The sequence below is a fragment of the Corallococcus carmarthensis genome, from assembly GCF_003611695.1.
GTDB lineage: Bacteria > Myxococcota > Myxococcia > Myxococcales > Myxococcaceae > Corallococcus > Corallococcus carmarthensis.
The window spans coordinates 14,468-37,418 of the sequence record NZ_RAWE01000080.1; the positions used below are offsets into that span (position 1 = coordinate 14,468).

At 67.8% G+C, this 22,951-nt stretch carries 13 protein-coding genes and 1 tRNA gene; 5 read left to right on the plus strand and 9 right to left on the minus strand.

Annotated features, from left to right (window positions below; all coding sequences use genetic code 11):
• Positions 1-5: 5 nt before the first annotated feature.
• The 3 genes from D7X32_RS21640 to D7X32_RS21650 all read right to left on the minus strand — a co-directional run bounded on the left by D7X32_RS21640 (position 6) and on the right by D7X32_RS21650 (position 3,848).
• Positions 6-1,454, minus strand: coding sequence for a UbiA family prenyltransferase (locus D7X32_RS21640; RefSeq protein ID WP_120604466.1), 1,449 nt, complete (start codon positions 1,452-1,454; stop codon positions 6-8).
• Between the two features lie 129 nt (positions 1,455-1,583).
• Complete coding sequence (locus D7X32_RS21645) at positions 1,584-2,966, minus strand: di-heme oxidoreductase family protein (RefSeq protein WP_120604467.1); 1,383 nt, start codon at positions 2,964-2,966, stop codon at positions 1,584-1,586.
• Between the two features lie 78 nt (positions 2,967-3,044).
• A complete protein-coding gene (locus D7X32_RS21650) occupies positions 3,045-3,848 on the minus strand; it encodes a hypothetical protein (protein WP_120604468.1) in 804 nt (267 codons plus the stop codon).
• A 723-nt stretch (positions 3,849-4,571) separates the two neighbouring features.
• Here D7X32_RS21650 and D7X32_RS21655 point away from each other — a divergent pair.
• From D7X32_RS21655 to D7X32_RS21665, 3 genes are all read left to right on the plus strand, one after another.
• A complete protein-coding gene (locus D7X32_RS21655) occupies positions 4,572-6,992 on the plus strand; it encodes a MopE-related protein (protein WP_158625730.1) in 2,421 nt (806 codons plus the stop codon).
• Between the two features lie 182 nt (positions 6,993-7,174).
• Positions 7,175-10,162 (plus strand): DEAD/DEAH box helicase, encoded by a 2,988-nt coding sequence (locus D7X32_RS21660; protein ID WP_120604470.1) that lies wholly within the window; start codon positions 7,175-7,177, stop codon positions 10,160-10,162.
• A 144-nt stretch (positions 10,163-10,306) separates the two neighbouring features.
• Positions 10,307-11,281, plus strand: coding sequence for an NADP-dependent oxidoreductase (locus D7X32_RS21665; protein WP_120604478.1), 975 nt, complete (start codon positions 10,307-10,309; stop codon positions 11,279-11,281).
• Between the two features lie 3 nt (positions 11,282-11,284).
• Here D7X32_RS21665 and D7X32_RS21670 read toward each other — a convergent pair whose 3' ends face one another.
• The 5 genes from D7X32_RS21670 to D7X32_RS21690 all read right to left on the minus strand — a co-directional run bounded on the left by D7X32_RS21670 (position 11,285) and on the right by D7X32_RS21690 (position 18,579).
• Positions 11,285-11,590 (minus strand): hypothetical protein, encoded by a 306-nt coding sequence (locus tag D7X32_RS21670; protein ID WP_120604471.1) that lies wholly within the window; start codon positions 11,588-11,590, stop codon positions 11,285-11,287.
• A gap of 110 nt (positions 11,591-11,700) precedes the next feature.
• Positions 11,701-13,188 (minus strand): sigma-54-dependent transcriptional regulator, encoded by a 1,488-nt coding sequence (locus D7X32_RS21675; protein WP_120604472.1) that lies wholly within the window; start codon positions 13,186-13,188, stop codon positions 11,701-11,703.
• Positions 13,185-14,720 (minus strand): phospholipase D-like domain-containing protein, encoded by a 1,536-nt coding sequence (locus D7X32_RS21680; RefSeq protein ID WP_120604473.1) that lies wholly within the window; start codon positions 14,718-14,720, stop codon positions 13,185-13,187. The genes D7X32_RS21675 and D7X32_RS21680 overlap by 4 nt, the downstream gene beginning before the upstream one ends.
• A 28-nt stretch (positions 14,721-14,748) precedes the next feature.
• On the minus strand, positions 14,749-15,879 hold the full coding sequence (locus tag D7X32_RS21685; RefSeq protein WP_158625731.1) for a hypothetical protein: 1,131 nt from the start codon (positions 15,877-15,879) through the stop codon (positions 14,749-14,751).
• A gap of 36 nt (positions 15,880-15,915) precedes the next feature.
• Positions 15,916-18,579, minus strand: coding sequence for an AAA domain-containing protein (locus tag D7X32_RS21690; RefSeq protein ID WP_120604475.1), 2,664 nt, complete (start codon positions 18,577-18,579; stop codon positions 15,916-15,918).
• 258 nt (positions 18,580-18,837) lie between these two features.
• Here D7X32_RS21690 and D7X32_RS21695 point away from each other — a divergent pair, with 258 nt between their 5' ends.
• Positions 18,838-20,541, plus strand: coding sequence for a DUF262 domain-containing protein (locus D7X32_RS21695; protein WP_120604476.1), 1,704 nt, complete (start codon positions 18,838-18,840; stop codon positions 20,539-20,541).
• A 17-nt stretch (positions 20,542-20,558) separates the two neighbouring features.
• On the opposite strand, the gene D7X32_RS21700 is transcribed toward D7X32_RS21695, so the two are convergent.
• Positions 20,559-20,644, minus strand: a tRNA-Leu gene (locus D7X32_RS21700).
• A 146-nt stretch (positions 20,645-20,790) separates the two neighbouring features.
• Between D7X32_RS21700 and pabB the strand changes: the two genes are divergently transcribed.
• A complete protein-coding gene (gene pabB, locus D7X32_RS21705) occupies positions 20,791-22,875 on the plus strand; it encodes an aminodeoxychorismate synthase component I (RefSeq protein ID WP_120604477.1) in 2,085 nt (694 codons plus the stop codon).
• Positions 22,876-22,951 lie beyond the last annotated feature (76 nt).

The window sequence follows — 22,951 nt, forward strand, 5'->3', positions numbered from 1 at the left end:
CTCCATCACGTCGCCACCCACAGCACCAGCGCCGCGACCGCGCCCACCACGTAGCTGACGCGGTCGCGCAGCGCGAAGACGAGCGGGTCCTCGTTCACGAGCCCCCGGTGCGCCAGCACCCAGATGCGGCCCACCCAGTACAGCATCACCGGGCACAGCAACCACAGCCGCTCCGGATGGGCATACAGCGCCGTCACTTCCTTGCTGGTGATGTACAGGGCCAGCACCAGCACGGACACCTGGCCCGCCGCCGCGCCCAGGCTGGCGAGCTGCTCGTAGTCCTGCGCCAGGTAGCCGCGCCCGTGGGCGGACGTCTCGTTGGACTGGCGCAGCCGCCGCACTTCACTCAGCCGCTTGAGCAGGGCCAGCGACAGGAAGAGGAAGGTGCTGAACATGAGCAGCCAGCTGGACGTGGGCACACCCACCGCCAGCGCGCCGCCGAAGATGCGCACGGTGTAGAGGCCCGCGAGCACCAGCACGTCCAGCATCACCACCTGCTTGAGCCGCAGCGAGTACGCCAGCGTCAGCACGAAGTACGCGCCCAGGAGCGCGGAGAACGACAGGGGCAGCGTCACCAGCGCCAGCGCCGTGGCGCACACCAGCAGCAGCGGCGCCAGCACGGCGCCCGCGCGCACCGGCAGGGCCCCGGACGCGAAGGGCCGCCGGGACTTGGACGGATGCCGCCGGTCCGACGCCAGGTCCAGCAGGTCGTTGATGACATACACGCTGGACGCGCAGAGGCTGAAGGCGATGAACGCCAGCACCGCGCGCGGAGCCATGCCGCCCTGGGTGGCCTTGTGCGCCGCCAGCAGGGGCACGAAGACGAGCGCGTTCTTCGCCCACTGGTGCACCCGCAGCGCCTTCACCCAGGGGCGCCACCCGCCCGGCGGAGGCTCGAAGACGCGGTGCACGGGGCGGCCCAGGCCCTGGGCCTGACGCAGCACCCCCGCCGTCGCATGCACCACGATGACCTGACGGCACTCGCGCCACAGGGGCAGGTCCACCGCGTCGTTGCCCGCGTAGTCGAAGGAGCCCAGCACCTCGCGCAGCCGCTCCAGCTTCCGCGCGCCGGACAGGTTCACCCCGGCCTCGCTGGCGACCACCGTGTGGAAGAGGCCCAGGTGGGCGGCCACCGCGTCGGCGATGCTCCGGTCCGCGGCCGTGGCCAGCACGAGCCGCCGCCCACGGGCGTGCTCCTCGCGCAGGAAGGCCAGCACCTCCTCGTTGTACGGCAGGGACGTGACGTCCAGCCGCGCGCGGCGGGCCACCTCCGCCTTGAAGAAGGCCTTGCCCCGGAGCACCCACAGCGGCGCCAGCAACAGCAGCCACGGCGCGTGCTTGAGGAGCACGAGCAGGTTCTCGTGCAGCGTGTCCGTGCGCACCAGGGTCCCGTCCAGGTCGACCGCGAGCGGGACGTCGGAGGCAGCGTCGGGGATGGGGGCTTGAGGCTGCATGAAGGGGGCCCGCAGGGTAGCCCAAGGGCCCGGGGCGTCCACCGTTCCGTGCCCGGTGACGGACGAAGCCTCCTCCAGGCGACGGCCTTCCTGGCCGCCACCCAGACGGGAGGGCGGCCTGTCCGTGCCTCAGAGTGACTTCAGGAAGGCGAGCAGCGCGGCCCGGTCCTCGGCGGGCAGCCGCACATAGCGCGCCTGCGAGGGAGCCGCTTCGCCCCCGTGCCAGAGGACGGCCTCCTCCAGGGAGCGGGCCCGGCCATCATGCAGGAAGCGCGTGTGCCGGTTGACGGACTCCACCAGCCCGATGCCCCACAGGGGCGGCGTGCGCCACTCGCTGCCCGTGGCAAGCCCGTCCGGACGCCCGTCCGCCAGGCCCTCGCCCAGGTCGTGCAGCAGCAGGTCCGTGTAGGGGTAGATGACCTGGCGGGACACCTCGTCGAAGCCGTCCACCGGTCCCGTCTCCTGGGGCGAGTCGACATGGCACGCCGCGCAGCCGATGGCGCGGAACACGGCGTGGCCGCGCTGGACCCCGGGCGCTTCCCAGTCGCGCCGCTTCGGCACGGCGAGCAGGCGCATGTAGATCATCAACAGATCCATGTCGTCCTGGGACACCTCCGGCTCGCCCGGCGCGTCCCGGCCCTGCTCCTGGGGATAGAGCGTCGTCGTGACGCCCATGTCCGCGACGAGCGCATGCGCCACCTGCTGGCGCAGCGTGGGCTGGTTGGCCTTCCACCCGAAGCGGCCCAGGCGCGTCTGGCCCGTCTCCACGTCGAGCACCTGGTTGGCCCGGCCGGAGATGCCGTCGTGGTCGCGGTCCTCCGGGTCGGCGCGGGCCAGGATGCCGGCCTCGGGCAGGGCCTCCAGCAGCCCCAGGCCGAAGTTCACGGGAGACACGCGAGCGGAGAACATGGCGCCCTCGCCCAGCGGGCCATGCACCAGGCCCTGGAACTGGTAGCGAGGACGGACGAGGGAATACGGCTCACCGGTGGCGAACGTGCCGCGCGTCTCCTCGAAGTCGACGCGGACGAGGCCCTCGGGGACCTGGCCCTCCACGGCGTTCATGTCCAATTGCATACCGTACAGCGGGTGGGGACCGGCGCCGTCGGGCGCGCTCAGCTGGAACGCCAGCGAAACGGGCGCCTCCGTGGGGCTCGCGGGAGGTTGTCCCCGGCCGTCCTTCACGTGGCAGGTCATGCAGCCGGTGGCGCTGAAGAAGGGGCCGGCCACGGCGGGGCGCTGGCGTGACTCGCTCCAGTCGCGGTCGAAGACGCCCTTGCCCGCGTAGAAGTCCGGCCAGCGCGAGCGCGGCATGTTCATGGGCGCGCGCCCGAAGGCGTTGCGGCCGGTGTCCGTCACGGTGGTGGCGCCGCCGGACTGCTCCACGTGCGGCAGGACGACGGGAGGCAGCGCGCCCAGCACCAGGGGTTCGGGACGGCGGACCACGGTGGCCCACGCGGCGCCGATGAGCAGCGCTCCGGCGGAGATGCCAACGAGGGACCAGGGCACGCGCATCGTCACGACTCCTCGACGGGAAGACAAAGACAGACCACCGGGCGGGAAGCAGGCGCCGCCCGCCCGGCGGGGTGCAGCTTACTTCTCCTGGCCGAAGGACTCGCCCGTCACGAGGAAGTCCGTGGCGCTGGCGTTCACGTCGATGCCGGAGAAGTGGCGGTACGGGTAGGCACCGTCGCCAATCTCCTCGATGAACTCGGCCGTATCGCCGACGACTTCCTTCCCGTCCGCGAGCCTGACGCGGAAGGTCGTGTTGGCCGCGTGCAGGCGCCAGCCGCAGGCGCCGTCCTGGCCCACGCTCCCGCCGCCCGCCGTGGTGCGGTAGGAGAAGAAGTCCCAGTGCCAGTAGTACCAGTCGAGGAAGTCCCACCAGCTGTAGAAGATGATGATCATCGCCTGCGGCTGGGCGGTCGTCCCAACGAGGGTGCCGTTGTTGTAGACGTTCATCCGGAACGAGCCCGAGGGCGAACCGGTGAAGCCCGGCGCCACGGACACCTGGCGGTCCTTCCCGGGGGTGATGCGCAGGGTGCTGACCACCTGGTCGCCGTCCCGCGCGGCCAGGGCGAGGCCGCCCGTGGCGCTGCCAATGCGCACCTGCGCGTCCTGCGACCAGGTGATGGCGTCATTGAACGTGCTGGAGACGCCGTCCGTCTTGAGGCTCTTCAGGCCGTTGACCTGCACGCCCTTGTCGGAGGCGCTCAGGGACGCATTGCCCTTGGCGCAGGTGGTGATGCCCTCGAACCGCTCGACGCAATCCGCCTTGGCGGAGAGCTGTTGCGCGGACTGCGAACCTTCCGGAGCCTGCGTCGGCTCACCCTGGCAACCCGCGACCAGGCTCAGGAACGCAGCCGCCAGGAGGCGACTGGTCATCTTCAAGTGCATGTGGGACCTCGACTGTGTGGGGGGCACTGTCTGCTTCGCGCACATCAGGTGGAGACACGGTGGGTCCGGCAGGCGACGACAGGGGGAAGCACCGGACGCGCGCTCCGGGCAGTTCGTCATGCACCTCCCAAGCCATGTTCCAAGGTTTCGAGGCCCTCCTCTGAAGGCACCTTCCGGATGACACCGCGGTCCTGGAACCTGTAGCGCGGCCGGTTACAGATGGCGGAAGCGGTGTATCGCCTGGCGTTACAGTCCCCGCCGGAAACCCATGCGGACATGACTCATGGAGGCGTCAAGCCGACCCCACCTGCCGGGTTTCATGGGACATTGCGTTTGTTCGAGAATCGAAGGAAAGTAAAGCCATCCATCCACACTGCGTGTGACCGGGAATCGCATGCGCGAGCGGGTGGAGCCTCCAGCCCTTCTCGTCGCGCAACCGCGGTCACGTCAGAGGAGTGCCGCAGTGTCCCTTCGCGGGGACAACCCGCGCGCACCTGCGACGGGCGGGACTCCCCGTGAAACACACCCATGCACCTGGGAGGGGCATCCATGGGTGTATTCAGGAGCCGTCCCTTGAACAGGAAGTCATTGAGAGCAGCCCCCGGCCGTTCCGGTCTGGGGTGGTGTTTGTCCACATTGCTGGCGTTGAGCGTGGGATGCGGTGAGAGTCAGGATGCTGCCGGGCCAGGCCCCGTCACGGCGCGCCAGTCGTTGACGGCGCCCGTGGTGGAGCGACAGGCGGTGGCGGCCGGTGCGTATCACTCCCTGGCGTTGCGGGAGGACGGCGTCGTCTGGTCCTGGGGCCAGGACACGGAAGGTCAGCTGGGACAGGGCACGTCCAGCTTGACGCCACGGCCAGTGCCGTCGCCGGTGTCCCTGCTCCGGCCGATGAAGGCCATCGCGGCAGGCGCCGGGCATTCGCTGTCCCTGGACGTGGACGGCCACGTCTGGGCCTGGGGTCGCAACACGCGAGGGCAGGCGGGTGTGGCGGCGTCCACGGCCCCGCGGCTGACGCCCACGCAGGTGTCGGGGCTGCCGCGCATCCAGCAGATCGCGGCCCGCGAGGACCTGTCGCTCGCGGTGGACGTGAACGGCGACCTGTGGGCGTGGGGACAGAACACGGACGGAGAGCTGGGCCAGGGTGTGGCGGACACGCACGCGCACCCAGTCCCCGTGAAGTTGGTGGTGCCTGTGCTGGCGGCGGGGGACGCGTACCTGCCCGCGGGCCCGGCGGCGAACCCGCAGGATGTCTACAAATTCATCAAGGTGGCGGCGGGTGGGCACCACGTCCTCGCGCTGACCCGGAGCGGACGCATCTGGAGTTGGGGCCGCAACTCCTCCGCGCAGGTGGGAACGACCGAAGCGACCGAAACGCCGGTGCTGACGCCGGCCCTCCTGCGCTTCGAGTCCCTGGTCGTGGACATCGCGGCGGGTGAGAACCACTCCTTGCTGCTGGATGCGGGGGACCGTCGTCCGTGGGCCTGGGGCTCGAACGCCTCTGGACAGGCGAGCCGGACGTGGAATGGCCTGGACCAGCCCGTCACGCCCTTCCCGACCTATCCGCAGGGCTACACCTTCCTGGGGCGTGCGATTGCCGCGGGCGACGCGTTCTCGCTCTTCCTGGGGGCGCCCAACCCCGGCCAGATTCGCGCCTGGGGTGACAACGCCTTCGGGCAGGTGGGGGATGGCAGCGGTCTGCGCCGGGCGGAGCCGGTGGCGGTCCTGCAATACAAGGAGCCGTACGGCCTGGTGGACACGGAGTGGATGCTCGCCATCTCCGCGGGTGCCCGCCACGCCCTGGCGGTGCATGACGGCTGTCCGTCGGTCTGGGCCTGGGGTGACAACAGCCAGGGGCAGCTCGGTGTGCAGGGCGGTGTCTCCGCGCCGGCCCTCTACGCGCAGCGGAGTCTGCCTTTGAAGCGGTTCTACCGCGACACGGACGGGGACGGCTTCGGAAACAAGGAGCAGTTCGAGCAGGTGTGCGAGCCGACCTCGGAAGAATTCGTGGAGGCCATCGACTGCGACGACACCCGCCCGGGAATCCATCCGGGCGCCACGGAGATTTGCGACGGCCTGGACAACAACTGCGACGGCGCGGTGGACGACAACGGCTGCTCGGTCTGGTACCGCGACACGGACGGTGACGGGTACGGCAACCCGAATGACACGAAGCAGTCCGGCGTCCAGCCGCAGGGCTACGTGGACAACCACGGCGACTGCGACGACACCCGGTCGAACGTCCGCCCCGGGGCTTCGGAGGTCTGCGACGGAGTGGACAACAACTGCGACGCACAGGTGGACGAAGGCGTGGGCGCCAACTGGTATCGCGACGCGGACGGGGACGGCTACGGCAATCCCAACCAGTCCACCGCCGCGTGCGGCCAGCCAACGGGCTCCGTGTCGAACAGCTCCGACTGCAACGACACCAACGCCGGCATCCGGCCGGGCGCCACCGAGGTCTGCGACCTGATCGACAACAACTGCGATGGCCGGTCTGATGAGACGTTCCCCACGCAGCCTTGGTGCCAGGACTCCGATGGTGATGGGCTGTGCAGTCCGGCTGGGCACACCTTCGCGTGCATGAAGCCTCCTGGCCATATCGCTCCCAACAACACCTTGGACTGCAACGACCATGACGCATCCGTCGGTGGGGTCACGACCTACTATCGGGATGCGGATGGCGATGGCCTTAATGGGCAGGTCACGGACCAGTCCTGCGGGCCCATCGTGGGCCATGTACCCAATGACGATGATTGCGATGACTCAACCCCATCCATTGGCGCTCCCGCCGTCTATTATCAGGACGCGGACCATGACGGACTTGGCAATGGACAAGCCTCCATCCAGGCCTGCTCCCAGCCACAGCACTACACGCTCAACGACAGTGATTGCGACGACACCAATATCCATGTCGGACGTCCGTCCCGCTGGTTCCGGGACCTGGACACCGACGGTTACGGCGATCCCTGGGACTGGCACTACGCCTGCACCTACCCTGCCGGGCATGTCCCGGTCGCTGAAGACTGCGACGACGCCGACTCCACCATCCATCCAGGGGCGGAGGAGCTCTGCGATGGCCAGGACAACAACTGCGACGGCCACATCGACGAAGGCCACCCCTGGTACTGCCGCGGGGACTGGTGATGGCGGCGCTGCTCCGCCGGAGGCCTTTGCTCCGGTCCATGACCCGAAGGTGATGGACCGCGCGGCCCCGTGACACGCGGGGCCGCGCGGAGTGCCCTTCGTGGCCACTCCCGGTGCGGGTGTCCGCCCGGGAAGCCACGTTGTTGCGCCGCGCCCGGCAGGAGGCTAGGGACAGCCCCCGTATGTCGGCGCTCGCGGAACTGCTCGAAGCCATCCGGGAGGAGTCAGGCCCGGCCACGTGGTCCGCCGGACAGGCCCTGTCTCGCGCGGGGGTCGTGTCGGTGCAGTCCGTGGACGAGGAAGAGGTCGTCCTGCGGGTCCGCATCCCCGGCCGCCCCACCCCGCTCACCACCACCCTCTATCCCGAGGATGAAATCTGGGAGTGCGACTGCCGGGGAAAGGTGGATCCGTGCGAGCACGTCATCGCCGCGGCCATCGTCCTGCGGCAGGCGGAAGGACGGAAGGCCACCGCGGCCGCCCCTTCACGCGCGGCCCCCACGACCGCACGCCCCGGCACCACGCCCAAGCCGGAGCGGCTGGTGTACCGCTTCAAGCGCGTGGACGGAGGCCTCCAGTTGGAGCGGCTGGTGGTCCGGCCGGACAACACCGCGAGGCTCCTGGCCCGGAGCCTGGCGTCCGTGCTCCAGAACCCCGTGGAGGCCGCGCGCATCCACGTGGATCCGTGTGACCTGCTCGCGGACAAGCTGCTCGCGCAGCCCACCCGGGGCGCGCTTCCGCAGAGCAAGCTGGACGCCCTTCTGCACGTGCTGGAGAAGGCGCGCACCGTCCTCTTCGACGGCGCGCTCGTCTCCGTCTCCAACGAGCCGCTCCTCCCGCGCGTCACCGTGGAGGACCGGGGCGAGCAGACCGTGCTCAAGGTGGAGAAGGATCCGCGCATCAACGAACTGGTGAGCCCCGGCGTCGCGTTGTGCGCGGGCGCGCTCTGCCGGTTGGGCGAGCAGGCCCTCACGGGCTCGCGGCTGGAGAACCTGCCCCAGGAGCGCGCCTTCTCGCCGGAGCAGTTGGCGGACCTGACGGGCAAGGTGCTGCCGGACTTCGCGCGGCGCATGCCGGTGGACGTGAAGAGCCGGCGGCTGCCGCCCATCGACCGGACGCTCAAGCCGCGCATCTCGCTGGAGCTCGACAAGCTCGACACAGGGCTCTCGGTGCTGCCCACGCTGGTGTACGGCTCGCCACCCACCGCGCGCATCGACAACGGGCGGCTGGTGTACCTCCAGGGCGCAGCGCCGGTGCGCGACGAGCCCACGGAGACGAAGCTCATCCACCAACTCCGCGACGAGCTGAACATGGCACCGGGCCGGCGCGTGACGGTCCACGGCAAGGAGGCCGTGCAGCTCGCGGACAAGCTGCGCAAGTGGCGCGGCGGCCTCACGGGCAATGCCGCGGGCGTGGTCAGCCCCGACGTGAAGCTGCGGCCCAGGCTCACGCTGGACACCGCCGCCACCGAAGCGGGAGTGCCGCGAGTGGGCTTCTCACTCGACTTCCAGGTCGAGGGCCTGGAGCCCGGCGTGACGCGCACCGTGGACGCAGGCGCGGTGATGCGGGCCTGGGAGGAAGGCCTGGGGCTGGTGCCGTTGGAGGGCGGAGGCTGGGCGCCGCTGCCCACGGGGTGGCTGAAGGCCCACGGTCAGCGCGTGACGGACCTGCTGTCCGCGCGAGAGAAGGACGGGCGCCTCGCGAACCACGCCATCCCCCAGCTCACCGGGCTGTGCGAGGCATTGGAGCACCCCGCCCCGCCCGTCATGGAGCGGCTCGCGCCCCTGGTGCAAGGCTTTGAGAAGTTGCCCGAGCCCCAACTCCCCAAGGACCTCACCGCGACGCTGCGCCCCTATCAGTTGCAGGGCGTGAGCTGGCTCACCTTCCTGAGGCAGGCGGGGCTGGGGGGCGTGCTCGCGGACGACATGGGGCTGGGCAAGACGCTGCAGACCATCTGCACGCTGGGCCGGGGCACGCTGGTCGTGGCGCCCACGAGCGTGCTGCCCAACTGGGAAGCGGAGGTGAAGCGCTTCCGTCCGTCGCTGAAGGTGTCTGTCTATCACGGCGTGGGGCGCACGCTGGACGAGTCCGCGGATGTCACACTCACCACGTACGCGCTCCTGCGCCTGGACGCGGCCGCGCTCGCGGCGAGGACCTGGGACACGGTGGTGCTGGACGAGGCACAGGCCATCAAGAACCCGGACAGCCAGGTGGCGCGAGCGGCGTATGAGCTGGACGCGGGCTTCCGCATCGCGCTCAGCGGCACGCCCATCGAGAACCGGCTCGAGGAGCTGTGGAGCCTGATGCACTTCACCAACCGGGGCCTGCTGGGCGGGCGCAAGGCGTTCGAGGAGCGCTGGTCCCGGCCGGTGTCGGAGAACCAGAAGGGCGCCGCGGAAGCCCTGCGCACGCGCATCCGGCCCTTCGTGCTGCGCAGGCTCAAGCGCGACGTGGCGCCGGAGCTGCCACCGCGCACGGAGGCCGTGCGGCACGTCACCCTCACCGAGCAGGAGCGCGCCGTCTACGACGCGGTCCACGCCGCGACGCGCGAGGAGGTGGTGTCGCAGCTCGAGGAGGGCGGCAGCGTGATGAAGGCGCTGGAGGCGCTGCTCCGGCTCCGGCAGGCAGCCTGTCATCCAGCGCTGGTGCCGGGGCAGCAGGCGAGGACGTCCTCGAAGGTGCAGGCGCTGGTGGAGGCGCTCGGCACGGCGGTGGCGGACGGGCACAAGGCGCTGGTGTTCTCGCAGTGGACGTCGATGTTGGACCTCATCGAGCCCGCGTTGAATGAGGCGGACATCGGGTTCATCCGCCTGGACGGCAGCACGGCGAACCGTGGCGCGGTGGCGACGTCCTTCCAGGACGAGAAGGGAGCGCCCGTGATGCTCATCTCGTTGAAGGCGGGAGCAACGGGGCTCAACCTCACGGCGGCGGACCACGTCTTCCTGGTGGATCCGTGGTGGAACCCGTCCGTGGAGGCGCAGGCGGCGGACCGGGCGCACCGCATCGGGCAGCAGCGGCCGGTGATGGTGTACCGGATGGTGTCCCAGGGCACGGTGGAGGAGAAGATCCTCCTCCTGCAGGACAAGAAGCGGGCCCTCTTCGAGGCAGCGCTGGGAGGCGCCACGGGAGGCACGGCGCTCACGCGCGCGGACCTCATGCAGTTGCTGGACTGAGGCCATTCCACGGCGCGGAGGGAAGCGGAAGTCCCCTCCCCTGCCTTGCCTGCGAGGGGCCTGGAATGGCGTGTGACGCTGAACGTCACGCGGAGCATGCGCATCGTCTCGGAGGACCCGCTTCAACCGAGAGGGAGTCACAGCATGCCAGCATCCATTCCCGACAAGATGAAGGCCGCGGCGCTCGACCGCTTTGGCGGCCCGGAGGTCCTGGGCATCAAGACCGTCTCCGTCCCCACCTGTGGTGACGATGAAATCCTCGTGCGCGTCGCGGCGGCGGGAATCGGTGCCTGGGATTGGATGGAGCGGGAAGGCCAGATGGCCGAGATGATCCCAGGCGGCCCGAAATTCCCCTACGTGCCGGGAGCCGACGGAGCCGGAGAGGTCGCGGCCGTAGGGAAGAACGTGAAGAACCTCAAGCTGGGCGACCAGGTCTACGGCTCCGCGTTCATGAGCTCCAAGGGAGGCTTCTACGCGGAATACGTCGCCGTGAAGGAAAACCAGGCGGCGAAGGTGCCCAAGGGGTTGAAGGTGGAGCAGGCGGCGGTGCTCGCCGCGGACGGACTCACCGGGCTCCTGGGCCTGGAGGAGCACCTCCAGCTCAAGTCAGGGCAGAAGCTGCTCATCTTCGGCGCCAGCGGAGGCATTGGACACATCGCACTCCAGCTCGCGAAGAGGCTGGGCGCGAACGTGCTGGCGGTCGCGTCCGGACAGGACGGAGTGGAGCTGGCGCGGAGGCTGGGAGCGGACGCGGTCGCGGAGGGCCACCAGGAGGACCTGGAGAAGGTCTGCCGCGACTTCGCGCCAGACGGCTTCGACGCGGCGCTGGTGCTGGCCCGGGGAGACGCCGCCGAGCCCCTGCTCCGTAGCGTCCGCAAGGGAGGGCGCATCGCCTTCCCGAACGGCGTTGAGCCGGCGCCCAAGGGCCCGGAGGGCGTTGAAACCAAGGCCTACGACGGAATCCCCACCCCCCAGGTGATGAAGCGGCTCAATGAGTTGATTGAAGCGGGGCCGTTCCACCTGGAGATTGGCCGCCTCTACGCATTGGAGGAAGCCGCGAAGGCTCAGCAGGAGGTGCTCAAGCACCACCTGGGCAAGTACGCGATGAAGATCCAATGACCCTCAATGCGGTCCCGTGTCATCCGCGGGGGTGCTGAGCATCCGCACCGCCACGGAACGACATTCCGAGCAGACGACCCCGGTGCGCTCCCAGTGCACCTGTGCCTCCAGTTCACCGGGGTCCGCGGAACCTTCGTCCAGCCGCCGGACCAGCTCCGCGAGCGCCTCCGCGGGATTGCCCTCCAGGTCAGCCGAGGGGTCGAGCAGGTCCTGCTCCCCTTCCAACACCAGACTGAAGCGGTAGTACACAGCGTGCGCGGCGATGACGCGTCCGCACGTTGCACAGGTCTTGGATTGCGGGCCGGTCATGGTCGCCCTTTCACTAAGTCAGACAGGCACGGGAAATCATCGCACGCGCCAGGGACCATGCCCGAATTCACTCCCATGAAGGACGGTCGCACGTCGGGTTGACAGCGGCTTCATCCGGTGCGGCTCTTCCGCTGGCGAGGCCCTGCTGGCAGCGCTGGGCCTGCGTCCTCACGCAGGGTCTTCTCGTCACATTCGAGGGCCCGTGCCGCCTCGGTCCAGGTTCCCCAGGTCTCCTTCGCCCACCGCGCCAGCCCCTGGCGGAAATGAACAAGACGCTCGCTGCGACTGCCGTTGCCAAAGCCGGCACCACCCGCTGGAGGTGCTGACTGCGCTTTCCGCCAGCCCCCCAGGACCTTGTCCAGGGCACGCTCGCCATGATCGGGCCACCAGGCCATCACCAGGAAAGCCAGTCTCTGGAGGTCGCGGAGGTTCCCGTTCAAGGGCGCCGTCGCCAGAGCCTCCAGCAGAAGCCGACTGACAGGAGCGCTCTCCGGGAACGAGCCGTCCCGTCGCAACGACAACCACACGCGCTGCCAATCGTCAGGCAGGTCCTCGCGGCATTCGCGCAGGGGGGGCACGCGGACGGTGAGCAACCCCAACCGGTCGAAGAGGTCCGCATCGAGCCGCTCGGAGAGATCTTCCAGGGAAAGGTTCGAGGCACACACGACATCGACGTCCGCTTCGGCCTCCTGGTCCGCGCCCACGGGACGGTAGCGACGACGGTTGTCCTGAAGCAACCGCACCAGTTTGCGCTGGAGTGCCTTGGGCAGGTCCTGGACCTCATCCAGGAAGAGCACCCCACCCGCCGCTTGCTTGATGAGTCCGTCCCTGGCCTTGTCCGCGCCAGTAAACGCCCCCCTCGCGTGGCCGAAAAGCTCGCTCTCCGCCATCCGCACATCGGCGCCTTCGAGGGTGCCACAGGCGAGTGCAGTGAGGCGGCGCTGTTTGAGCGGAGCCAGGTAGGTCTCCACCAGACTCGTCTTCCCCGTTCCACGCTCCCCCACCACGAGGAGCGGAGCGCCCGGAATGCACGAATAGCGTCGAAGTGACTCCAGAGCCTCGGTTCGAGCACGTGACTTCGGCTCGGGATCGTAGGCCGTGGCCGCGGGTGCTTCGCGCTCTACCCTGCGGATCTCACCGAGATAGGTGCGGACCTTGAACTCCACCGGTTCGATGCGCCGCAACCCTTTCCGCTTGTCAATCTGAGAGGACCAGAGCTGGGTCCCTGCGGGAAAGGCCCCTGCGGCATGCAGGATGAGCCAGACGGAATGCATGGCGGGTGTGCCCGGTGACACGTTGATGTGAAGCGCCGCACAGCCCCGGACACGAGGAAGCACCTCATCCCGCACCCGAGCGTAGACGGTCTCGTGACGCGTCGGATCCGCAAGGTCGACTCGCAGGATCTCGGCCTCCGCATCGGCGGTCTGCTCCTTCACTGTCCCATCCTGGAGAGGCGTCCCCTGCTCCACGAGGTAGAGCACGCGCCGGACGCGGACCCTGCGCTCACGAAGCAGGGCCACTGCATTTCCGAGCACTTCCACACCTCCGTTGAACGAATGCCAGGCCAGCAGGGTAGGTGTCGTCGCGGACGCACTCATGGTCTCCTCACCACCACCGTGGCGCCATGCTCGCGCCCATAGGCGAGGGCGGCCTCCAACTGCTCCGCATTCGATATCGCGACGACGAGGCGCCCACTGGCCTCCTTGAACAGCGGCGGTTCATGGGACACCCGCTGTTTCTTCTTCTTGGTTTTTTCCCCGGCCTTGGCTTCCCCGGTGACCTCCACCTCCCTGAGGACCTCGCTGGCCTTCGTGTCGAGCACTGGCGCATCGATGGTCCAGCGCAGGATGCTCCGGTGGAAGTACTTCCCTGGAACGGGAGCGGGCGGCGTTGGAGCTGGGGCCTCCAGGCGGGTGGCCGACTCCGCGACGACCCGTCCCAGGTCAATCTCCCGGGAAGCCTCCACGACGACCTTCTCCAGGACTTTCCCGCCTCGCCACAGCTCCACGGCGCCATGAACGGCGCCAACCCGCAGACCGTTCTCAAGCCGGGCCTTCGCTCCCGCCGACCACGCCTTGAGCAGCGATGCCACCGCGTCCGCACGAGCCCCCACCAACCGGACGCCCAGCTCAAAGCCATCATCCATTCCGTGCGGCTCCAGGTTGGCGGAAGTCACCAGGGCTTCCCCCGCCTCGCTCCAGGCCGCTTTGGCATGAAGCCACTGGAAGCCCAGGACCGTGGCTCCCGCCTCCCGGAGGGCGAGCAGGGCCGGCATCGCGGAAGGCCGGATGCGCGCGAGCACCGTCACACGCAGGCCCTGTCGTGCCCGCTGGAGGATCCGCTGCACGACGGGGTGCTCCCGGGACCAGCCGAACGACGTCACGATGAGATGGCCTCGAGCGCCATCCACGAGCGAGAGGAGTGCCTCGCGCAGTCCCGTATGGCCGGAAGCCGTGGCGAGCACGTCACCCCGAGGCTCGGGCCTGCGGGTCAGTCCGGGAGCCCGAACCGCCTCCAACGCACCGGGCGTGGCCATTTCGTGTTCGGCCCCCTCCCAGAAGGCATACTGGAGCCAGTCGCGAACCTGGGCGCACTCCGACTCCTCCAGCCGGATGACCACCTCCTCGTTGCGCTCGAGCGCTTCCGACGTCAGGTTCGCCGTGAGCAGGTAGCCCTCACCAGTGGGCGCGTCCACCAGCACAACCTTCGCGTGGAAGGACCTCGCCGTGCGGAACAGCACGTAACCCGCGAGCTTGTTCAGCAGCGCCTTGTGCGCCTCGTAGGTCTTGCGGTCGAACTCGGAGTCCTCCCGGGGCTCCTTTTCGAGCCGGGCCTCGGCGGCGTTGAGGACATAGACACGCACGCCTCGTCCGGAGGTGGCCACTTCGAGCAGGGCCCGCTCGATCTCCACATCCGCGAGCAGGAAGCTGGACACCATCACGGTGCGCCGCGCGTTCCGGATGGCCTTGACGATGGCATCAGCCGCGACACGGCCTCTTCCCGAGGGGCAGACGCCCTGATTCCACCGCTCCGGCGCAGCGCCCGGGGCATGTTCGGGCAACCAACCGTCGCCCAGGGATTCATCGCTGTGATCAACCTCGGCACTCATCACTTTTTGAAAGGGGGACATGGGATGTCTCCAGGTTCGGAAGAGGGATTCACAGCGACCAGTCCAGCGGCGCCTGCAGGTGCCAGTACTTGCGACCCGGGCGCACCCCAGCGGCCCCAAGCAGGCTCACGGCCAACTGCTCCTGTGTCATGAGTTGGAGGCGGTAGCCGGTGAACGTCTCCTGCACCTCCTCGCAGCGTCGGGCGAAGTCAGCCTTCGTCACGTACGATTGGACGCGATGGTCCAGCAACCAGTTCGCCCAGCGTGACGCATCGATATCCGTGGCTGGCCGAATCGGCACATGGGGTACCTGGACGCGGCCAAATGCGCCGTGCTGGGGATGCGACCAACGGTCGAAGGCAATATGGCTCTTGAACGAGCTGAGCTCCGTGCCGTCAAGGCTCTCGAACCGCACCGCCAGCCTTTCACCGTCCCAGTCATGAGCACGTGCACCGAGACAGTAGCGCCACACCTCCTCGAAACCGGGTGCTGGCGCATGAGGCAACTCAAGCTCCGAGCGCTGGCCATCGACGCTTCCCTCCAGGCTGAGGGTAGAGGATTGGTGAGGGGCAGCACACAGGGACAGCTCGACCTGGGTCTTGGACTCCAGGACCGGTTCCCCCTTTGCCTCGATGTCGAGCATCGCGACGGCACGCCCATCTCCCCAACCGGGTCGCCCCTGGCTCCTGCAAACCCTCTGGGCCCAATCGGGAAGGTCGACGGTGGCCCGCTTCTCTCGCGGCGCATCCCTTCTCACGATTTCGTCAAAAGCCGTTGGCTCCTGGAATGGCTCGATCCGCAGCAGACTCGCCTCCAGGGGGATCAGCGGATCCTTCGCCACCCAGATGGTCCACGCCCCCCGCTCCGGAACGAAGACATCTCCCCCTTCCGCGACCCGGCGTCCTTCCTCCGTGAGTCTGGCGAGGGACTCGCCCCCACGGGGCTTCAAGTCCCATGCGATGAGCCCCATCTGCTCGCAGACGGAAAGCAGGCGCAATCCGACAGCATCCGGTTTGCTCCCGAGCAGGTGTTCGCACAGTTCGCGTGCCGAAAGCTGCCCGGCACGCGAGGCCGCGAGTTGGGCCACCGCCCGCAGTTCAGCACGCGGCTGGGCGAACCCAACCTCTCCGATGACATGAAAACATCGTACCTCGATGGTGCGTTTGAGGACGATGCTCATCTGGCCCTCAAGGCGGTTCGAAACTCGAGTCATGAGTCACTCCTGGATGTCGTGGGTGGAGTCGAGCGCCGCGAGTTGCCGTAGCAACTCCGAACGCTTCTGCCTGGCGAAGTTGTCTCGATTGCCGACGAGCAGCGTCTGATAGCGGGCGCGGGTCAGCGCGACGTTCAAGCGGTTGGGGCTGTCGAGGAACCCGATCCCCCTCGTTCGAGCAAACGAGAGCAGCACCAGATCGGCTTCGTGTCCCTGGAAGCGGTCGACCGTACACAGGTCGATGACGACACGGGGTCGCTCACGTCCACCAATGGAAAAGCGCTGGAAGCCCTTCGGCTGCGCCGCGAGCCTTCGAAGCATGGAGCGTAGGAGGCGCTCCTGGGCCCGGTAGAACGTGAGGACCGCCACCTCCCACGCCCGCCCCTCGGGGTGAGCGTGAACCTGTGTCCATTCCAGGAATCGTTTCAACTGACGTTCAAGCGCATTGCTCTCGAACTCATTTCGAGTTCCCTCCACGCGGCGTGCGACGTTGATCCACAGCATCCGCCCAGGCCACAGCGGCTCCCGCCAGGCGCGAAGCCCCGCCATGTCCGGGGGATCGACGAGGGCATTGCCTCGGTAGATGTGTTCCCGAGGAAAGCCGGAGATGTCCGGATGCATCCGGTGTTGGTATTGGAGCAGTACATGGCGCGAGTCGCGCGCGGCCGGCGGCAAGCCGTCCGAAAGCGCGGTTCCCGACCGCTGTTTCTTGTGACGCCCGAAGCCCGACCAGAGCGACTCCAGGATGGAAGGCATCGCCACCCGCTGGACCCGCTGGATGGACTCCCGGACCTCGTCCGACCTGCTGCCCGGCCCCGAGAGCGGCTTCGTGAATGCCAGGTCAAGGGCAGGCTCGGAAGGGAGGAGGTCCTCAAGGCCCTGTGGCAGTCGTTCCGTTGCCCCGATGCCCGGCCCCGAGCCCTCCAGTTGTCGCTTCTCGTAGGCGCGCGCCAGGCGCCAAGCGATCTCTCCACCCCAGCTTCGCGCGTCATCGCCATCCTGTCGAAGCCGGATCCGCCGCCGGAGTCCGGAGAGCGCCGGTCCTCCGCCGTGCAGGATGGCAACGTCGAGCGGGAGCTGCTCCTCCTGGCGAAGGATGGCCTCCTCGCGCCCCACGACCACCCCCGCGGTCAGCAGGTCCCAGGGAGACACGGTCTGGGCCCCATCCAGTTCGACCAGCGGAACCTTCCGGGACAGCGCCTCCAAGCGATAGGCATCACGGACGAGCGGATCCTCGGTGACCACGATTACCGCCCCACGATGTCTGTGCTCGCCGTGGAGGGGCGCGTGCAGGTAGGGCCTCACCTCGAAGGTGTCGAGCGCCGCATCGCGAACGGCGGCCTTGGGCACCGCCGCGTCCAGGTTCGCCGCGAGGTGGTCCTCTTCAACATAGGGAGACAGCTGCCGAGGATCCCCGACGAGGATCCACTTTCGGGCCAGCAGGGCTGGGACAAGAAACTCCTGGAAGGTCGTCTTGCTCGCCTCGTCCAGGATGAGCACGTCGAAGATGGGCGTGCGTCCCATGTGGTTGTTGCGTGAGGTCGCGCGGATGTCCGGGTGTTGCAGAATGCCTATCGTCGTCCCACACACGACGTTGGCTGAATCCAGGATGATGCGGTCGATGATTTCGTTGCCTGGCCGCTGAAGCGCCTCGAACAGCGTCTGCTGCGCACGCGTCGGGAGGGACTGCATCTTGAGCCAACGCAGCAGTCCCTCACGTTCCGTCTTCCGCAATGAGTCGATTTGCCAGGGCTTGACGATATCGGAGATGTTCTTCCGGTCTCCGATGCGCACAGGGATGACTTCGTTCTGGAAAGGCTGACGCGGATCCATCAGCTTCTCGATGACGTTGTCGACGGCGACATGCGTGGACGCGCAGAGCAGCACCCGGTGTCCCCGGCGAAGCTCCTGAAGGATGAGCTCGCAGATGGTCGTCGTCTTGCCGGACCCCGGGGGCCCTTCGAGGATGCCCCAGTCCCGAGACGCCAGGGCCTTGCTGACGAACTGCCGCTGCGACTCGGTTCCCGGGCGCAGCGCGGCCCCAGGCGCCGGAGGGCGGAGCAGGAGCCATTCGCGCTCATCGAGCTCGGCGCGTTCAGGCTCGGGCCACTTCACCAGTCCGTGCGACTGGAAGAGGTCCAGCAGGGGACGGTGCTGCGGATGGGGGGCATTCTGCAGTGCCTGTACGGCATCCCGCTGCTTTTGGAGCTGGTAGGTATTGGGACGGAGAAGGAGCTCGGCCGTGCGTGGCTCGCGGTCCAGACACAACCGCTGCCGGACCGGATCCCGGTCGATGACATCAAGCTGGGTCTCCTTTGAGTAGTCAAAACGGCGGGCCTTGCCTTGCCGCGAGGGCTTCTCGACACGCTCGTGGACGCGCTCGGTGTGCTCATCCAGGAAGTCCTTGAGGGCGCGTTCGCCACCCGAGCCGTCCCCATCAAGGTCGTCAATCTCTACCCAGACGCCCGCCGTGCGCTCCGCCGACTCCAGATCGTTGAGGTCCCCAGGCGCCAGGGTGCGGCAGGAGACGCGCAGGACGGCGTTCTCCTCCAGGTAGTCGATGGATCTCTTGAGGTAGTCCGCAATGTCCTTGAGGCCATAGAAGACCTGCTGCAACGCCACCTCCGGGCGGTGTAAGTCCAGGTTCGCGTAATGCAGGAATGCCATCGCTGTCTTCCCCCTTCAGGGCTGAGTCCTCAAGCCCATGAGCAAGGGAAGTGCCATGGCAGCCCTTCCCTTCGCGCAGAGAGAGCCTCATCGAAAGCCCGTGCAAAGGAAAGGGTCCCTTCACCCGGGACCGGGTCGTTTCACCCGCCCACGAGACCTCGGGGACTCCCGACAAGCAGAGCGGTGGAGTGGGTGTTTGCCGCCCCTCCCCTTTCGGGGGATCCGCAAGCCTTTCACGCCATCCTAGGATGCCGCTCCATGAAGATGCCCAAGCACTCGCTGCGGAAGATCGTCGCCTTCCTCAACAACCCTGACGAGGATGGCGGCTTCTGGCTGCCCAACATCCAGCGACCGTTCGTCTGGAATGAAGAACAGATCTGCCGGCTCTTCGATTCAATCCTGCGCGAGTATCCCATCAGCACCCTGCTGATCTGGAAGACTCGCGCGAAAATCCGGCGGCGAAGGTTCATCGACACCTACCAGGAAGCGTTCAGCCACGAGCTCAGCAGGTTCTACGTCCCCGAGGACGACAAGAAGAAATGCCTCGTCCTGGACGGCCAGCAACGCCTCCAGAGCCTCTTCATCGGCCTGAGTGGCAGCTATGAAGGGCGCGAGCTGTATCTGGACATCCTCAGCGGACAGCTCTCAGCACCCGATGACGTGAAGTACCGGTTCAAGTTCATCCACGCCAGGGACGCTGTGTTCCCGTGGGTGAAGTTCAAGGATCTCGTGCACAGCACGAAGACCTCCCTGGGCATCGCGCAGCAGCTCATCAAGCAGGCGGACCGCGCCCTCACGGAGGAAGAAGCGGAGCGGATCGCGAGTCACGTCGCGCTCGTCTTCAAGACCTTCCATTCCGACGATGGCATCGCCTACCAGGAGCTCGACAGCACCGAGAACGCGGACCTGTACACGGAGGAAGACGTCGTCGAGATCTTCATCCGCGCGAACTCGGGTGGAACGAAGCTCGGCAAATCGGACCTGCTGTTCTCGCTGCTGTCCTCCAGCTGGGACGAGGCAGACGCCCGGATGGAAGACACACTCGAACAGCTCAATCGCTACGGCTTCAAGTTCACACGCGACTTCGTCCTGAAGACCTGCCTGACCCTGCTGGGCCATGGCGCGCGCTACGAGGTCGACAAGTTCCGGAAGCCCGGCGTACGCGAATCCATTGAACAGCACTGGAGTGAAATCACCGCCGCCATGCTCGATGTCCTCGACTTCGTACGAGGCAAGACGTTCATCCGATGCGATAAAGCCATTCCCTCCTATCTGGCGCTGATTCCTCTCATCTACGCGCGATACCACCACAAGAGCGCATTCCGCGGCGCCAGGAACGTTGACGCGTTCCTGCTGCGCTCTCTATTGGGAGGGGCATTCAACGGGACGCCCGACCAGCTGATCGATGCGCTGGTCTCCGTGATTGACAAGACCCGGGACTTCGACTCCGACGCCTTGTTCGGTGTGATGCGGGAGAAGGGCCGCAGCCCCGAGATTGCGCCGGAGCGCCTCTGGATGATGGGTTACGGTTCGGACAGCATCCACCTTCTCTTCAATCTCTGGTACCGGAACTTCAACTACACGCCTGGCTTCGAGAACAACCTTCCGCAGGTGGACCACATCTTCCCGCAGAGCCTCCTCAGGAAGGTGAAGAGCCAGAACCCGAGGACGGGACGGCACGACCTGCTCAAGTACCGGGAAGCGGACCGCAATCAGCTCGCCAACTGCATGCTCCTCACGGCCGAGGAGAACGGAGCGGGCGGCAAGAGCGACACGACGCCAGAGGACTGGTTCAAGGACAAGCCCTCCGCGTATCTCGCGCTCCACCTGATTCCGGAAGACCCCGAGCTGTGGAAGCTGGAGAACTTCGAACGCTTCCTCGAAGCCCGAAAGGCACTCCTCCTGGACAAACTTTCTCCAATGGTTGGAATCACGAGCGTCAGGGCCGAAGTGGCTGCCTGACTCCAGCCAGGATCCAATGCACGAGCCGGGGATCGAACCCGGACGACCCTTGCGAGTCAGCGGATTTTAAGTCCGCTGCGTCTGCCAGTTCCGCCACTCGTGCGATGGAAGGAAAGATAGCAGACCCCGAAGCGCACGCGAGGCACCTGCGCACGCCAGGGCCTCCCGCCCCCTCATCCTTGGGCCGCCAGGTACGGCCCCCTGGCAGGCGTGCTCGAAACGCCTCCGCGCAGGCCGTCGAGGGGTAAGGTGCGCGCCGTGCGGCAGCGGACGCTCATCATCGACAACCACGACTCGTTCACGTTCAACCTCTTCCAGTTGCTGGCGGAGGTCGGAGGGACAGAGCCCCTCGTCGTGCGCAACGACGAGCGGTCGTGGCCGGAGCTGCGTGGACTCGCGTTCGACAACATCGTCATCTCCCCCGGTCCAGGCCGTCCCGACCACCCGGCGGACTTCGGCGTCTGCCGCGAGGCGCTCCTCGAAGCGGACGTCCCCATCCTGGGCGTCTGCCTGGGCCATCAGGGACTGGGCCACGTCCACGGCGCACGCATCCAGCACGCGCCGGAGGTCATGCACGGACGCCTGAGCCCCGTGCGCCACGCGGGAACAGACCTCTTCCAGGGCCTTCCGCAGGACTTCCAGGTGGTGCGCTACCACTCGCTCTGCCTCAGCCGGCCACTGCCCGAGGACCTGGTGGAGACCGCCTGGGCCCCCGACGGCGTCCTCATGGCCCTGCGCCACGCCTCCCTCCCCCGATGGGGCGTCCAGTTCCATCCGGAGTCCATCGCCACCGCCCACGGCCGCCAGCTCCTCGCCAACTTCATCCGCCTGAGCCACGAGCACCGCGTCCGCCGTCCCATCCCACGCCCTGAAGCGCCCCAGGAGAGAACGCCGCTCCCTCCGCCTGGACTCTTCCGGGTCCATCACCGGAAGCTGCGGCTCGATGTCGACCCCGAGCAGGCCTTCGTTACGCTCCTCGGAGACAGGGACCACGCCTTCTGGTTGGACAGCAGCCGCGTCGAAGCCGGCCTGTCACGCTTCTCCTTCATGGGGGACGCCAGCGGCCCACACAGCGCCGTCATCCAATACCGGGTGAATCCACGCCGACTCACCGTAAGCCGGGGTCAGGCAGCGCAGGAGCACTCCACCGAGCTGTTCGAGTTCCTCCAGCAGGAGCTGACACGGCTGCGAGTGGCCCCGTCCGGGCTGCCCTTCGACTTCCAGGGCGGCTTCGTGGGCTCCCTCGGCTACGAGCTGAAGCACGACTGTGGCGCGAGCGCCCCGCATGCCTCACCGGATCCAGACGCCAGCCTCATCCTGGCGGACCGCCTGCTGGCCTGGGACCACCTCGAACGCACGGTGTATCTCGTCGCGCTCGCCCCCGAACACGAGGCCGCCGAGGTCCAGGCCTGGTTCGACGCCACGGAATCCAGCCTGCGCGCCCTGCCCCCTCTGGCGCCCCTCCAGCCAAGCGCCGGAGCCCCCTTCCCGGTCCGCCTCGCCAGGGACCGCGAGACCTACCTGGCCGACATCCAGCGATGCCTGGAGCAGCTCCACGAAGGCGAGACCTACGAGGTCTGCCTCACCAACAAGCTCCTCGCCCGGGCGCATGTCGAGCCCCTAGACCTGTACCGCAGCCTGCGCCGGCTGAACCCCGCGCCCTACGCCGCCTACCTCCGCATGGGACCGCTGGGCATCGCCTGTTCCTCTCCCGAGCGCTTCCTGCGAGTGGACGCCGAACGCTGGGTCGAGTCGAAGCCCATCAAGGGCACCCTGCGCCGAGGAGCCACCCCGGACGAGGATGAACGTCTGCGCCAACAGCTGGGCTCCCAGGAGAAGGACCGGGCGGAGAACCTGATGATCGTGGACCTCGTGCGCAACGACCTCGGGCGCGTGTGCGAGGTGGGCTCGGTCCACGTTCCCCGGCTCATGCACGTGGAGTCGTATGCCACGGTGCACCAGCTGGTGAGCACCATCCGGGGCCACCTGCGCGAGGGGCTCACCGCCGTGGACGCGGTGCGTGCCGCCTTCCCGGGAGGCTCCATGACGGGGGCCCCCAAGGAGCGCACGATGGAGCTCATCGACTGGCTGGAGCGGGAGGCCCGGGGGGTGTACTCGGGCGCCATCGGGTACTTCTCCGCCACCGGCGCCGCGGACCTGAACGTCGTCATCCGAACGGCGGTGGTCCGCCCCGGCGAGGTGAGCATTGGCGCGGGCGGGGCCATCGTGGCGCTCTCGGACCCGGCCGCCGAGCTGGACGAGATGCACCTCAAGTCGCGCGTCGTCTTGAAGGCACTATGTACGGCGCTCGGGCGCCCGGACGGGACTGACTGAGCCCGACGGCGAGCCGGAAGCGGCCTCCAGGCCCTGGACGGCCGCGGCGGGCTGAGCCCGGGAGGGGGTGGAAGGG

Coding starts and splice junctions, on each gene's coding strand:
- D7X32_RS21640 (WP_120604466.1), bottom strand. CDS start 1,454: ATGCAGCCTCAAGCCCCCATCCCCGACGCTGCCTCCGACGTCCCGCTC.
- D7X32_RS21690 (WP_120604475.1), bottom strand. CDS start 18,579: ATGGCATTCCTGCATTACGCGAACCTGGACTTACACCGCCCGGAGGTG.
- D7X32_RS21685 (WP_158625731.1), bottom strand. CDS start 15,879: ATGAGCATCGTCCTCAAACGCACCATCGAGGTACGATGTTTTCATGTC.
- D7X32_RS21675 (WP_120604472.1), bottom strand. CDS start 13,188: ATGAGTGCGTCCGCGACGACACCTACCCTGCTGGCCTGGCATTCGTTC.
- D7X32_RS21665 (WP_120604478.1), top strand. CDS start 10,307: ATGCCAGCATCCATTCCCGACAAGATGAAGGCCGCGGCGCTCGACCGC.
- D7X32_RS21660 (WP_120604470.1), top strand. CDS start 7,175: ATGTCGGCGCTCGCGGAACTGCTCGAAGCCATCCGGGAGGAGTCAGGC.
- D7X32_RS21645 (WP_120604467.1), bottom strand. CDS start 2,966: ATGCGCGTGCCCTGGTCCCTCGTTGGCATCTCCGCCGGAGCGCTGCTC.
- D7X32_RS21680 (WP_120604473.1), bottom strand. CDS start 14,720: ATGTCCCCCTTTCAAAAAGTGATGAGTGCCGAGGTTGATCACAGCGAT.
- D7X32_RS21695 (WP_120604476.1), top strand. CDS start 18,838: ATGAAGATGCCCAAGCACTCGCTGCGGAAGATCGTCGCCTTCCTCAAC.
- D7X32_RS21650 (WP_120604468.1), bottom strand. CDS start 3,848: ATGCACTTGAAGATGACCAGTCGCCTCCTGGCGGCTGCGTTCCTGAGC.
- D7X32_RS21670 (WP_120604471.1), bottom strand. CDS start 11,590: ATGACCGGCCCGCAATCCAAGACCTGTGCAACGTGCGGACGCGTCATC.